General features: G+C 45.2%; 15 protein-coding genes. 4 read left to right on the forward strand and 11 right to left on the reverse strand.

The features are described 5' to 3' along the window. Position 1: 1 nt before the first annotated feature. The 4 genes from proB to KO533_RS17405 all read right to left on the reverse strand — a co-directional run bounded on the left by proB (position 2) and on the right by KO533_RS17405 (position 3,535). Positions 2 to 1,120 carry a glutamate 5-kinase gene (proB, locus tag KO533_RS17390; RefSeq protein WP_105251651.1) on the reverse strand — a complete coding sequence of 373 codons (1,119 nt, stop codon included), beginning with the start codon at positions 1,118 to 1,120 and terminating at the stop codon, positions 2 to 4. Positions 1,121 to 1,322: 202 nt separating this feature from the next. Beyond that, the gene (locus KO533_RS17395) at positions 1,323 to 2,612 is read right to left on the reverse strand and encodes an NCS2 family permease (protein WP_131523194.1); all 1,290 of its coding nucleotides are present in this window, start codon (positions 2,610 to 2,612) and stop codon (positions 1,323 to 1,325) included. Positions 2,613 to 2,844: 232 nt separating this feature from the next. Beyond that, complete coding sequence (locus KO533_RS17400; RefSeq protein WP_219255337.1) at positions 2,845 to 3,183, reverse strand: carbon starvation protein CstA; 339 nt, start codon at positions 3,181 to 3,183, stop codon at positions 2,845 to 2,847. 25 nt (positions 3,184 to 3,208) lie between these two features. After that, the gene (locus KO533_RS17405) at positions 3,209 to 3,535 is read right to left on the reverse strand and encodes a winged helix-turn-helix domain-containing protein (RefSeq protein ID WP_219255339.1); all 327 of its coding nucleotides are present in this window, start codon (positions 3,533 to 3,535) and stop codon (positions 3,209 to 3,211) included. A 207-nt stretch (positions 3,536 to 3,742) separates the two neighbouring features. Here KO533_RS17405 and KO533_RS17410 point away from each other — a divergent pair, with 207 nt between their 5' ends. After that, positions 3,743 to 4,294, forward strand: a complete 552-nt coding sequence (locus tag KO533_RS17410; RefSeq protein WP_219255340.1) for a DUF924 family protein — start codon at positions 3,743 to 3,745, stop codon at positions 4,292 to 4,294. A 151-nt stretch (positions 4,295 to 4,445) separates the two neighbouring features. After that, positions 4,446 to 5,303 carry a transporter substrate-binding domain-containing protein gene (locus KO533_RS17415; RefSeq protein WP_219255342.1) on the forward strand — a complete coding sequence of 286 codons (858 nt, stop codon included), beginning with the start codon at positions 4,446 to 4,448 and terminating at the stop codon, positions 5,301 to 5,303. A 15-nt stretch (positions 5,304 to 5,318) separates the two neighbouring features. Here the strand turns inward: KO533_RS17415 and KO533_RS17420 are convergent, their stop codons facing one another. The 3 genes from KO533_RS17420 to KO533_RS17430 form a co-directional block, all read right to left on the reverse strand. Beyond that, complete coding sequence (locus tag KO533_RS17420) at positions 5,319 to 5,756, reverse strand: universal stress protein (RefSeq protein ID WP_219251157.1); 438 nt, start codon at positions 5,754 to 5,756, stop codon at positions 5,319 to 5,321. Positions 5,757 to 5,927: 171 nt separating this feature from the next. Then, complete coding sequence (locus KO533_RS17425; RefSeq protein ID WP_028761700.1) at positions 5,928 to 6,359, reverse strand: universal stress protein; 432 nt, start codon at positions 6,357 to 6,359, stop codon at positions 5,928 to 5,930. A gap of 108 nt (positions 6,360 to 6,467) precedes the next feature. Then, positions 6,468 to 6,851 carry an STAS/SEC14 domain-containing protein gene (locus tag KO533_RS17430; RefSeq protein ID WP_028761699.1) on the reverse strand — a complete coding sequence of 128 codons (384 nt, stop codon included), beginning with the start codon at positions 6,849 to 6,851 and terminating at the stop codon, positions 6,468 to 6,470. Between the two features lie 226 nt (positions 6,852 to 7,077). On the opposite strand from KO533_RS17430, the gene KO533_RS17435 reads away from it, so the two are divergent. Then, positions 7,078 to 8,502 carry a coniferyl aldehyde dehydrogenase gene (locus KO533_RS17435; RefSeq protein ID WP_219255344.1) on the forward strand — a complete coding sequence of 475 codons (1,425 nt, stop codon included), beginning with the start codon at positions 7,078 to 7,080 and terminating at the stop codon, positions 8,500 to 8,502. Positions 8,503 to 8,519: 17 nt separating this feature from the next. Then, positions 8,520 to 9,125 carry a TetR/AcrR family transcriptional regulator gene (locus KO533_RS17440; RefSeq protein WP_219255346.1) on the forward strand — a complete coding sequence of 202 codons (606 nt, stop codon included), beginning with the start codon at positions 8,520 to 8,522 and terminating at the stop codon, positions 9,123 to 9,125. Between the two features lie 147 nt (positions 9,126 to 9,272). On the opposite strand, the gene KO533_RS17445 is transcribed toward KO533_RS17440, so the two are convergent. The 4 genes from KO533_RS17445 to KO533_RS17460 form a co-directional block, all read right to left on the reverse strand. Beyond that, positions 9,273 to 10,079 (reverse strand): CsgG/HfaB family protein, encoded by an 807-nt coding sequence (locus tag KO533_RS17445; protein ID WP_105251644.1) that lies wholly within the window; start codon positions 10,077 to 10,079, stop codon positions 9,273 to 9,275. Then, positions 10,079 to 10,474, reverse strand: coding sequence for a curli assembly protein CsgF (locus KO533_RS17450; protein ID WP_131523187.1), 396 nt, complete (start codon positions 10,472 to 10,474; stop codon positions 10,079 to 10,081). Before KO533_RS17450 ends, KO533_RS17445 begins: the two co-directional genes overlap by 1 nt. A gap of 10 nt (positions 10,475 to 10,484) precedes the next feature. Beyond that, complete coding sequence (locus KO533_RS17455) at positions 10,485 to 10,895, reverse strand: curli production assembly/transport protein CsgE (RefSeq protein ID WP_219251155.1); 411 nt, start codon at positions 10,893 to 10,895, stop codon at positions 10,485 to 10,487. Positions 10,896 to 11,193: 298 nt separating this feature from the next. Beyond that, the gene (locus KO533_RS17460; protein WP_219255348.1) at positions 11,194 to 12,882 is read right to left on the reverse strand and encodes an ATP-binding protein; all 1,689 of its coding nucleotides are present in this window, start codon (positions 12,880 to 12,882) and stop codon (positions 11,194 to 11,196) included. Positions 12,883 to 12,904 lie beyond the last annotated feature (22 nt).

Raw genomic sequence — 12,904 nt, forward strand, 5'->3', positions numbered from 1 at the left:
CTTATAAGACAACCATGTCGTTGCGGTGCACTATTGCGTCACCATAATCGTAACCGAGTACAGACTCGATCTCGTCGGAATGCTTACCTGCAATCAAACTCAAGGCTTGGCCACAGTATCGAGTCATCCCTTTAGCAATCACTTTACCTTGTTGATCAACTAATTGCAGCGTTGCACCACGTTCAAACTGACCTTTAACGCCTACGATACCTTTAGACAATAGACTGCGGCCTTTGTCAGTCACGGCTTTGACCGCACCCGCATCAAGCACTAAAGAACCTTGAGTCGCAGGTCCCGCTAGAATCCACTGTTTGCGGCTTTCGAGCGGGTTTTCGATGGCACTAAAGTGAGTACCGACAGACTCTTTGGCGACCACTTTTTTGATCACATCAGGGTGATGGCCAGAGGCGATAACCACTTCGATACCAGCACGGCGAGCAATATCCGCCGCTTCCAATTTAGTCGACATACCACCTGTGCCTAAACCCGATACAGAACCGCCCGCCAGCATACGCAGACTATCGTCAATCTTCACCACTTGTGAAATTAACTTAGCGTTCGGGTTAGTGCGCGGATCGGCATCGAATAAGCCCTTTTGATCCGTCAATAAAATCAATAAGTCAGCATCGCATAAGAGTGCTGCGCGCGCCGATAAATTGTCGTTATCGCCCACTTTAATCTCATTGGTAGCAACGGCATCGTTTTCATTGATGATCGGCACAATATTATTGGCCAACAAGGCATTGAGCGTGTCGCGGGCGTTAAGGTAACGCTCCCTATCCTGCAAGTCGGCACGGGTCAGCAGCAATTGGCCCACATGCAGCCCATAAATACTAAAGAGTTGTGCCCAAGCGAGGATCAACTGACTTTGCCCGACAGCGGCTAACAATTGCTTATTGGCCATAGTGTCGGGCAGCGTCGGGTATTGGAGATGTTCGCGCCCAGCGGCAATTGCTCCTGAGGTACATAATACGACTTCGACCCCTGACTTCATCAGTGCGGCCATTTGACGAGCAAGCTCAACCATGTGGGCTTTATCTAGCTGTTTACTGCCAGAGGTCAGCACACTCGTCCCTAACTTCACTACCACGCGGCGATACGCAATCTCACTTAAGTTCATTATTCATTTGTAACAAAATAACCGAACAATCCTTATACCTAATCCGCTGAGTAATTGGTAGCAAGGAGTTATTAACTCGAGATAAATTTTCGTTTTTGCTTAGAATCGCGCATTAAAAAGGGCCATCGATTAGATGGCCCTCAAAAAATGTAAACAATCTACGCTGCGAGTTTTTACTGTGCAGGTGAATTAATCGACAGCATCAACCATAGACAAACTTAGCTACAAACAATGCGGCTAATACTAAAATGCCCACATTAAGATCGCTAAAGCGACCTGTGAGTAATTTGATTGCTGCATATGAGATTATACCAAAGGCAATGCCCGTCGCGATAGAAAACGTTAGCGGCATTAATATACACACAACCACCACAGGCGCGGCTTCAGTCAAATCTTCCCATTCGACATGCACCAGTCCCGACATCATCAAAATCGCTACATAAAACAGTGTACCCGCAGTCGCATAAGCCGGGATCATCCCCGCCAATGGCGATAAAAATAACGCAGCAATGAAGAGTAATCCCACCACAACGGCCGTTAAACCAGTACGACCACCTGCGCTCACACCCGCGGTGCTTTCGATATAACTTGTCGTGGTGGAAGTGCCAAAAGCCGCCCCCGCAATCGTTGCTAAACTGTCAGCGGTTAAGGCACGATTCAGACGTGGTAAACGGCCTTTATCATCGAGAAAACCACCGCGCTGTGCAACCGCCACTAAGGTGCCAGAGGTATCGAAGAGATCCACAAATAAGAAGGCAAAAACGACTGATAGCATAGTTACTTCAAATACTTGGGATAAATCCATCTTCATAAATGTAGGTGCGATTGAAGGTGGCATTGATACAATGCCCTGATACTGCACATCACCAAACACTAGTCCTAGGCCAGTGATAATCAGAATGCTGGCAATCACCGCTGACTTCATTCCCCTCTGCACCATAGCAATAATGAGGAAAAAGCCCAGCACAGCCATAACCGCCGGAAATGCCGTGATATCGCCCAGTGTTACTAGCGTAGCAGGACTTGCCACCACAATACCGGCGCTCTTAAGGCCAATCAGTGCAAGAAACAAACCAATACCTGCAGCAATACCGATACGTAACGACATGGGAATACTATTTACAATCCATTCTCGAATACGCACTAAGGACAAGATTAAAAAGCAAATTCCCGACAGGAATACCGCGCCTAACGCAGTCTCCCAGCTGTAACCCATTTCACCCACGACTGTGTAGGTAAAAAAGGCATTAAGTCCCATACCTGGAGCAAGCGCAATTGGATAATTCGCCATCAACCCCATAACCAAACAGCCGACAGCCGCAGCCAAACAGGTCGCCACAAATACAGCACCATGGTCCATGCCCGCATCGGCTAACATCATTGGGTTCACAAAAATGATGTAGGCCATCGTCATAAATGTTGTCAAACCTGCGACCGCTTCCTGCTTGAGGCTCGTTTGATTTTGTTTCAGTTTGAACAGTTTTTCTAACATGGAACAAGGTTCCTTTTTATTTTAAGTATGTAGGGTATTTAGATGTGAACACTATGTAACGTGATGACATTTGCAGCCGATTATAGGGAGTTTAGGCTGGTCAGGCCAGAAAATTGGCAAAGGAGTAACGAAGAGAAAATGCTCAAATATCTATGCAAACGAATGCAATATCCTCGGGTGAGATTCGCGTTGAAGGTTAAGCCTAAAAAATGAACACATGATGATTCTCTCGTTAGCGACCAATGCTGATTTGTAGCCATAAACAGCCTACATAAAGAGTAACAAGAATATATACAGCAGAAATAACTAAATTCAATTTCCACAGACTCAACCAAAAACTCCCTTTAAAATATGTACGTAGCCTTACTTCTGATTTGCATAATGTTAAAGAAGAAGGTACCAACATTAACGCAGAACAGCCAAAGGCTGGTAATACTATAAAAATCATGCCTAAACCCGCAGCCCCAGCAGAAGCTTCAGATGTTTGACCGTCAATAGATGCTAGCGTTATATATCCCAAAATGACGCCTGCGATGGCAAGAATAAAACCTAACAGTTGAAGAGTTCTCAAATTCGTCCTTGGTAACAAACAGCGTTTAAATTGATTTATCGTAAAATCCTATCAGCTCAGCGATTTCGCTTAGATGGGTATCGACCCAAGCGCTGCTGATCGGCCCCCAGGTGACTATGCGGTAATAACCTGAATTGTTACGGCTGCCTTCCTGCACAAACTCGACTCGAATACCTATATCCTCAAAAGCTGCGATAGCGTCCTGTAAAGTTCGGCGAGGCATTCCGGTTAACTTATTGAGTGATAATAGATTATGGCGGTCATCATCCATTAAATGCGCCAAATATAACTTACGCAGAAACGCCTTATTTTGCTTTGAAACCTGTTCGGATGCTGGCATTGAAAGTGACATAGGATGACCTGTCTGGAAACAAAAGTAATTATCATCAAAACTACTTTATATTCAGTCAATAAGGCAATAGCCAATACTAAATACTTACGGTTCGCGACAAGATCATCAGATAACAAATCTGCACTTAAATCAAACGAAACGACTTGTCATCCTCCCCCAACAACTGTTATTTCTAATATCACTCAACACCTATGAAGAAAGGCTAAAATGAGCCAGACAATCACAGCAGACCAAATACTGACATTTTGGTTTGAAGACATTGACCCAAAGCTCTGGTGGATTAAAGATGTTGAATTTGATATCCAGATCAAACAGCACTTCGAAGGTGTACTACTTCAAGCTAAACGGGGAGAACTTTCACATTGGCGAATCACGCCTCAAGGTCGATTAGCTGAGATCATAGTGCTCGATCAATTCTCCCGTAATATTTACCGCGATACGCCTGCCGCATTCGAAGCCGATGCGATAGCCCTAGTGCTCGCCCAAGAGGCCGTTGCCCAACGGGTCGATACAGCACTAAAATCCAAACAAGTCCCTTTTCTATTTATGCCCTATATGCACAGCGAATCGGCAGACATTCACCAAATAGCAGTAAAACTGTTTAATCGCGAAGCTGCGATAACAAACCTAACGTTTGAACTGCGCCATAAAGCGATTATCGACAGGTTTGGCCGCTATCCACATAGAAATATTATCTTAGGCAGGGAGTCTACGGCGGAAGAAATTGCTTTTCTGACTGAGCCGGGCTCATCCTTTTGAGCTTGTCATAGGTTAAAGCGTTAATGTGTATTTGATAAATAAAGCCGTGCTGAGTTCACAGACACACTACACTTACTCAAGAAAGTCATGGAATGACTTGGCGAGTATCAAACACAGTTACAAGTGTATACCGCGGAGGTGTTGGTAACTTATGGCGCATAAACTCAATAAGCCAAATAGCTCAGTGGCTCGTCGTAACCGCTATAAATTGATGGGGTTACTCATCCTATGCAGCGCTCAGCTCAGCCAAGCGGCTGAAATTAAGATAGGCGTCAGCCTGTCTATCCCGCCCTATGTCATCCAAGCAACCAATAGCGGGATCGAACTCGAATTACTTAACCAAGCCCTCGCCGTTAAAGGCCATACAGCTTCTATCCACTACTTACCACTGGCGCGCACTTTCCATGAACTCAGGGAGGGTAAACTCGATGGCATCATCAACATCAAAGAAGGAATGATTAACAACGTTTTTTATTCCAACGTTGCGATAACCTACCAAAACTGCGCCATTAGCCTCGAGAGTAATCAATTTAACATCAATAGCATAGAAGACTTAAACAACAAACAAGTCGTCGCCTTTCAACGTGCATCATCGTTACTGGGGGAAGAGTTTGCCAACATGGTTAAGACCAATAGCGGCTACCAAGAACAAGCGAGGCAAGTGCAGCAGGTTTATATGCTGATGAAGCGCAGAGCCGATGTCGTTGTGATGGATAAAAATATTTTCAAATACTACTTAAAGCAGGCCTATCTTGAGGGCAAACTCACTGAGAAAGACTTAAAACAACAGGCGATTTGCCACCAAATATTCCCACCTACAGAATACAAGTTCGCGTTTCTTAGTGAACAAATTCGGGATGATTTTAATGCGGGACTCAAACAAATTACCCAAGATGGTAGCTTAGTGGCTCTGCAGGAAAAGTATCGACGCCTGATGTCATTTGACAATGAAGCCGAGGCGTCGACTAAGTTAACAGAACCTAAAATGATCAAAAATGATTCCTACTAAACTTATCCCATAGTGTTATTTCACCACCAACACAGGGCACTTAGCGTACTTAACAATATCCTGTGTAACGTGGGGTTTTAAAAAGTCAGCTAAACCGCTGCTCCCATGACTAGCGATAACCACCATGCCTACATCAACGGCTTCCGCTAAAATCTCATCAATAGCATCACCATGGCGCACGACTAACTTAATATTGAGCCCTTCGGTAAGGTTCTGCTGCATTTCCTGCTGCAAACTTTGCATTTTTGCATCAACGAAAGCTTTGAGTTCATTTTCCAATGTAGCGGGAATATCGACCGCAATACCATAACAATGGGCGCCACGGGCAGGGCTAGTCACATGCAACAACCGAATATCGACGTGATAAACATTTGCCATTTCAACCGCATATTTTAACGCATGGGCCGCAGTGGATGAAAAATCCGTAGGGCATAACACTTCTTGAGTACGCATAAGCTTATCCATCATTTGAGTTTTTAATTAAGCTAATTATTAAGGCCAAAATACCACTATTTTATAGCAGTTTGCTATGCTTCTTGCGTACCCATTTCAATTAATTATTCTTTATCAATCAAAAAGAAAGGACGCTATAAGCGCCCTTTGGATTTATAGAGTCAAAGCCAGTTACTTAACCACAAGCACAGGACAAGCTGCACCATTCGCCACCGCTTCTGAGACATTGGTGTGTAAAAAATGCGAAATCCCAGTTCGGCCATGGCTAGCAATTACTACCATGCCAATGTCTTTACTGTTGGCCTCTTCTAAAATTTGATAGACAGGATCGCCACGGCGGATCAAGGTAGTGATAGGAAGCTCAGTATTCAATCCATCCAATAGTGCTCGCATTTTAGTTGCCGCCGCTTCCTCCATGCTTTTAGCAAGCTCTTCAGGGGTAATAGATAGAATCATAAAGTTTTCATCACCGATCGGCTGTTCAACCACATGTAAGATTTTTAGCCCTACATGGTATAGATTAGCCATTTCAATGGCATAGCTCAGTGCATGGGCCGCAGTTTCCGAAAAATCTGTGGGCCAGAGTATTTGACCTGTACGCATAATTTGTACTCCTTCTATGGCGCGAATGGATTGCTGGGTGAATCTTTACGGCGCTGCTATAACGCCCGATTTAGCGCATTGGCAGACCACAAACTTCATCTCACAACCTTAGTCTCTCAGCCAAGCAACAGCATCGCCATTATCAACAAAAAACCTTACCTCAGCAGGCGTAAACCAATTTGCCAATTTAGCCAACACTTCCTGCAAAGTCGTCTTACCGACGATAGCTATTTTCTCGAAATGACGAATATGCTTCACCCCAAGTTTGAGATCGTCCCAAGCGGCCTGTAGTTCCAAGCCTTCCAACTCGGTGACATCTACCAAGGCGAAGATATCAGGATCTTTCACCCCAGCTAATGCTGACTCCAACACAGGCACCATCATTTCGTAGTCTTGATGAGTTAAGGTACCGATAGCTTTAAAGGTAACGAAAAAATCATCATCACCATAACGCTCAATACCAATCGAAATTCCGTGCTTTAACAATGCCATACATACTCCTTATGTAACAACCCTTGATTTAGTGTAAAAGCTAACGCCACAACAAGCCGTGATCTTGCTCAAAAATACACCAGATACCTTGCACCATCTCACTAAGCAAGCTAGGATAAACCGACTAATCAGTCGGTATTGATTTAATAAAAGACTCAATCGAGACGATTACTTAAATAAAGTACCGAATAAGACTCAGCCTACCATTTCCCTTGGAGCAACCACTATGAATATGGCCACCGAACACCTTAATACTTCGCCACTGACTCAGTTGCTCCAACGCCAACGCAGCAGCTATTTAGCGGCGCCGAATCCTAATTACGCTACGCGAGTGGAGCAATTAACTCGACTTAAGGCGGCCATACTGCAATTTCAAACCCCCTTAGTCGAAGCCTTAAGCCAAGACTACGGCCATAGATCGATTGATGACAGCCTGATCTCAGACATTATGCCTGTCATCAACAACATCAATTACAGCTTGAAAAACCTCAAAAAATGGCTCAAGCCCAGCGCTCGCCATGCTGGCATCTTACTCGCCCCCGCCAAAGTCACAGTGCATTATCAACCTTTGGGGGTGATCGGCATTATCGTGCCGTGGAATTTCCCCGTCATGCTATCAATTGGCCCGCTAGTGACTGCCATTGCCGCGGGTAATCATGCCATGCTCAAAATGTCTGAATTTACCCCAGCGACCAACCAAGTGATCAAACGGTTATTGGCACAAGTCTTCGATGAATCCCACGTGGCGGTTGTTGAAGGTGAGGCGGATATTGCTGCCCAATTTTCTGCCCTGCCCTTCGATCATTTACTCTTTACAGGCTCGACCACAGTCGGCCGCCATGTGATGCGCGCCGCAGCGAATAATCTCACCCCAGTAACACTCGAATTGGGTGGTAAATCGCCTGTGATTATCGCCCCCGATATGCCGCTTGAGATAGCAGTAGAACGAATGATTTACGGTAAGTGTTTGAATGCCGGACAAATCTGCGTAGCCCCTGATTATGTGCTTTGCCCTAAAACCAAGGTGGATGACTTTATCGCCGCCTACCAAGCTAAGTTTAAGGCCATGTACGGCACCATTAACCACAATAAGGACTATGGCAGCATCATTAATACACGTCAGTTTGACCGCTTGATGACAGTGCTCGAAGACGCTAAAGCAAAAGGTGCCCGTGTTATTTCAGCAACTGACGAAGCCATAGATAGCCAACATCGTAAACTCGCAACTCAGTTGATAACTCACACCAGTGAAGACATGCTATTGATGCAAGAGGAAATCTTTGGTCCATTACTGCCGGTCATTGGCTACGACTCCTTAGATGAAGCGATTCAGTACATCAACCACAGAGCCAGACCCTTAGCGCTTTATGTGATGAGTTTCGATGAGCCAACTCAGCAAAAGATCCTCCAGCAGACCCATTCTGGCGGTGTTTGTATCAATGAAACCGTGTTTCATGTCGCCGCCGACGATGCGCCCTTCGGCGGAATAGGCCCGTCAGGCATGGGGCATTACCATGGCAAGGAAGGCTTTTTGACCTTCAGTCACGCTAAAACGGTACTCAGCCGTGGCCGATTCAACACAGGCAAATTTGTGCACCCGCCCTACGGCACTTTTATCCAGCGCATCTTAATGAAGCTATTTTTGCGCTAGTCATTGGGGGATAAATCTTGAATAAACCATCAACAACACAACCCATTAAAACCATGACTGATAAACGCCAAGCTATTCTCGATACTGCTTTAGCGCTCTTTGTCAGCCAAGGATTTCATGGCACGTCCACCGCCTCGATTGCAAAACAAGCAGGCGTAGCAACGGGCACCTTGTTCCATCACTTTCCTTCTAAGGAATCCTTGATGGAATCTTTGTTTCTTACCATAAAACAAGAATTTGCCTATGCCTTACTGTTAAACACCCATAAGGGCAGCGATCTTAAACACAATGCCCTACAACTATGGCAAAGTGCGATAGATTGGTCGCTGGATAACCCTGTCAAACAACTGTTTTTTCAGCAATATTCAATGTCACCCATGATTGCAGCTAAGGTGCGCGATCAAGCGATGAATAGCATCTTAGGCTTTATTAGCGAACTCATTAAGCAGGGACAAATGATGGGGCTAATCGCCCATTATCCAGTGGAATTGATGCTAGAAAACTGCCACGGCCAATATCTAGCAGCAACCCGATTCTTTATCGATAACCCGCACTTGGGGACAGATAAAACATACCGCGATGTCAGTTTTGAACTGTTTTGGAAGGCCATGCAAGCGGACTAAAATAGCCTAATATCAACTGACTGCTGCAATAACTGCAATAAAAAACCGAGTCAGCTTAACTGGCTCGGTTTTCTTTTTCGCTATCGCGACTAAGTGCTAAAGCAGAAGCCTGCTTTGCTCTAGCATCTAATACCTACTTTCAGACACCTAGCCCTGACTCAACTCCTGGGCTTTTTCTGCTGGCTGCGCCACTTGAGTTGGGCTCCAGTAACCTTGTTTGATGCCCTTATCAATCAGCTCAGCGACCGCCAATTCAATGGCTTGTAACACGCAAAATTGCACTGGCTCATTGGTAGTAAAACCGACTTCAGCCTCAGCGAGTCGATTTAAACTCGTGTAACGGAACAAGCCCGCACGCATTTCTTGGGATAAAACACGTTTGCTGGTTGAGACCGACATCATGACCTTACCTGTGTGTACATCCACGGCGCGTAGATAAATGGTCACCAGATCTTCACGGTACATTTCAGAGGCGCCAATGCCGTAGTATTCGACACCGCTACCGCCTGTGCTAGTGTTAGTCTCATAACTAATCACCCCACCTTCGAGTAACAATCTGGCGGTGGATAATACGGGCACTTCATCGCCCTTAGTACCGCTCTGTTTGTTGCTGATCTTACGCTCGGTAAGCAAATTTTGTAGCCCTTCACGCTCAACGGGTGTAAACCATTTAGAGTCGAGCAAAGTCTGCATCAACATCGATGTTGCGCCCTGAGTAACCGCGGTCGAAAACGAACTCACGTTAGCCTGCGGCTTATATTGACCTGTTTGATCGCGAAAGGAATACACGGCCACAGGGATAGGAAACTTAGGTCCAGGTTGAGTTTGCAGCCCACGCATCACCTCACTCAAGGGGTTAACCTCGGCAGCCGTGATATTTAAATCGGGTTTGGAGATCAGGCTACAGGCCGACACACTTAGCAGTAATAAACTCACTAACACTAGACGGGCCATTAGTTGACTCCTCCGAATGTCGGCATTTCAATCACAGTGACTTCACCGGTTGCAGTATTAGTAATAGTTAGCATCACGCCATTTCCCGTAGAAGCCACTTCAATCCGAAAATCACCTGTATCATAAACACCATCGGTAATTTCACCATCAGCAACACCGCGGGTGATTGAGTTAATGATATTACGCTCTAGGGATTCTTTAAAACGGGTGACAAAGTCCTTCTCGGTCGAGGTAGATTTATTGTCATTCTGGGCTTGGGCTTTATTTAATAGAAAAGCCCCATTTTGTGGATTGCCGCCAAAACTGGGATTCACTGGCGTATAAATCAATTCAGTGGCTTGGCCACTGCTTGCCACACATAGCGTGACAAGAGCAAGTAACGTCCTGTATGTCATTATTATTATCCTAAAAGTCGTCCGATGTTCCTGAAAAATCACCTGTTATTGCATTGGCTCTGACTTGCGCTAAATAATCAATCGTAAGCAAAATCGCCTGCTCTGCGCTCTCTTTAATCGGATTTGCACGACGACCAAAATGGGTGGTGTAAATCCGAGTCCCGTTTACCTCTAAAGTTAAAACGGTTCCAGCCTGTGGAAACACTGTCTCATATAGAGTGACGTTAAAGCCTTGGGTAAAGGGCAGTTCGCGCCAATAGCTTGAGTAGTAAAAGCCAAAGTCCTTACCAAACCGAGTCAAGGTTCTATCTATTACTAAGCCACTAATTTCAATGTCGTTATCGGCAATAGTGATAGGGGAAGCCAGCAGCAGGAATGGACATAAAACGTAAGTAAACAGACGCTGTTTTAACTGTTTCACTTATCCCTCCTTAACCTTTTTAATCGAACCTTAAAAACCGCGCTAACCTCTGTTAGAACAAGGTGAGTTTTAACGCAAATTTTCGATAAAACAGGTTAACAGGGTTAAAGATCTCCCGTCATTACGCTGGGGGGCAAATTAGCCCGAAGAGCTAAGGTAAAAATGCAAAAATAGCCCATTTGGCTAATACGCCAAGAGGCTGTTGAGGATAGGAGTTATGCATTAAACAAGCGGATAAGATAAGCAATAAAAATGCGACTTAAGAGTCGCATTACGGTGTTTATTCAAAACGCGAGCATTATTGTGGTAACCATAGTCGAACCAACAGGCCACCGTCACTGCGATTATGCATGCTAATACTGCCATCGTGGGCTTCGATAATTTCACGGCACAAAGGTAAACCTAAGCCTGTACCCGATTGTTTTGTTGAGTAAAACGGCAGTAGCGCCTGCTCTAATACTTCACCAGACATACCTGCGCCGCGATCCTCAATCACAATACTAAAACCTGCACCATCCACTAAGGTTTGATACCGAATCGACAGGGTGACATCCTCGGGGTTTGAGCCAGATTCATGGGCGTTTTTAAGTAAATTGAGGAGCACTTGCTCCATCTGTCCTTGATCGAAAAAACCATCAACCTCAGGTAACTCATGAATGAGTTTAAAGGGATAATGCTGAGTTAACTGGGCAGTAAATTGCGTCCAATTCACCTGACGCCGTTGCGGGAGCGGCAACTTAGCAAAACGAGCATAGTTGAAGATAAACTGGCTTAGATGGCTGGTGCGATTCTCGATGGTATCGAAAATTAAGGTTAGCTTGGGATTATCGATATCTTTGGTGAGCAGTCGGCCGGAGTTCACCATAGAGGCGATGGGCGCGACTGAGTTATTGAGCTCATGGCTAATAATGCGGATGACTTTTTTCCATACTGCCACCTCTTGACGATTGAGCTCGCGGGTCATCTGCTTGAGCAAAATCAAGTTATGCTGTTGGTTATTCAATAAAAATTGGCCGCGACTTAAATACCAAGTTTCCACATCATCTTCACCCATGGCGAAGAGTCCGTTCTTTTCATGTTTAAGCGCTAAGGCCAATACTTCGGGCAAATCCACCAGCAATTCATCTAAGCTCAAGCCTTCCATTCTGCCCTTTTTATGAAATAGGTGACGCGCCGCATCGTTGGCGTAAATGAGCCGCTGATGATCGTCCAGTAACAACATCACATTGGGAGAACTTTGAATCACCTTATCCAGTAATAACTCCCGCTGATAAATGTACTGCCTTTCTTGGCGCAATTTTGCCGCCGAATGGTTAAATAACTGCGCTAAGGTTTTGAGCTGACCTTCGCCATGTTCAGGAATACTCACACTAAAGTCATTATCACTAAAATTTAGCAAGCCGACTTCAAGGGAATCTAAACTGCGGCCGAGATGTCGAGTCAACCAAGCAATACCTAAACCACAGACAGCACAAGCGAGAAGCAACACGATCAAACCTTCACCTAAGGTCAAACTCGAGACACGCTCTCCCTTAGCTATCTCAGCGGATATCGCAGGAGATACAGGTGCTTTGGGCGGTAAAATGGATAGCGGTTCTACACGTAAAGGCTCAACCACATGAGGAATAGAATTAAACAGCCCTTCTTTAAGTTGTTCTAACTTGAAGAGTTTTATTTGTAACTGCTCTTGTTTAAGTTGTTCAAGCTTTTGCAGCTCAGCTTTAATCTGCTCGGCCCTCTGGTGCGCTTGCATCGCCGCAGCCTCCTGCAATTGCTCACTATTGTTAAGGGCGAGTTCGATGGAGGCGACCGTTTTCTCAAGCTCTGCAAAATCCAGTTGCACATTCACATCAGGGATTTCAATCGTGTTAGACGTGGCAACAGACGAAGCATAGGGTGAGATATACTTCACCAAAGCAAAACTCAGCAAGACGCCAAAGGCGCAGCAAGCCATTGAAAAAATGATAAGTTTAGTTCGAATTAACACTCTGATTCCTTAATCGATAGCC

This window comes from Shewanella sp. NKUCC05_KAH (assembly GCF_019345585.1).
In the GTDB taxonomy this organism is placed as follows: domain Bacteria; phylum Pseudomonadota; class Gammaproteobacteria; order Enterobacterales; family Shewanellaceae; genus Shewanella; species Shewanella oncorhynchi.

Excerpts from the sequence above, each read along its gene's own strand:
- proB (WP_105251651.1), bottom strand. The coding sequence starts at position 1,120 with ATGAACTTAAGTGAGATTGCGTATCGCCGCGTGGTAGTGAAGTTAGGG.
- KO533_RS17395 (WP_131523194.1), bottom strand. The coding sequence starts at position 2,612 with ATGTTAGAAAAACTGTTCAAACTGAAACAAAATCAAACGAGCCTCAAG.
- KO533_RS17405 (WP_219255339.1), bottom strand. The coding sequence starts at position 3,535 with ATGTCACTTTCAATGCCAGCATCCGAACAGGTTTCAAAGCAAAATAAG.
- KO533_RS17410 (WP_219255340.1), top strand. The coding sequence starts at position 3,743 with ATGAGCCAGACAATCACAGCAGACCAAATACTGACATTTTGGTTTGAA.
- KO533_RS17415 (WP_219255342.1), top strand. The coding sequence starts at position 4,446 with ATGGCGCATAAACTCAATAAGCCAAATAGCTCAGTGGCTCGTCGTAAC.
- KO533_RS17420 (WP_219251157.1), bottom strand. The coding sequence starts at position 5,756 with ATGCGTACTCAAGAAGTGTTATGCCCTACGGATTTTTCATCCACTGCG.
- KO533_RS17425 (WP_028761700.1), bottom strand. The coding sequence starts at position 6,359 with ATGCGTACAGGTCAAATACTCTGGCCCACAGATTTTTCGGAAACTGCG.
- KO533_RS17430 (WP_028761699.1), bottom strand. The coding sequence starts at position 6,851 with ATGGCATTGTTAAAGCACGGAATTTCGATTGGTATTGAGCGTTATGGT.
- KO533_RS17435 (WP_219255344.1), top strand. The coding sequence starts at position 7,078 with ATGAATATGGCCACCGAACACCTTAATACTTCGCCACTGACTCAGTTG.
- KO533_RS17445 (WP_105251644.1), bottom strand. The coding sequence starts at position 10,079 with ATGGCCCGTCTAGTGTTAGTGAGTTTATTACTGCTAAGTGTGTCGGCC.
- KO533_RS17450 (WP_131523187.1), bottom strand. The coding sequence starts at position 10,474 with ATGACATACAGGACGTTACTTGCTCTTGTCACGCTATGTGTGGCAAGC.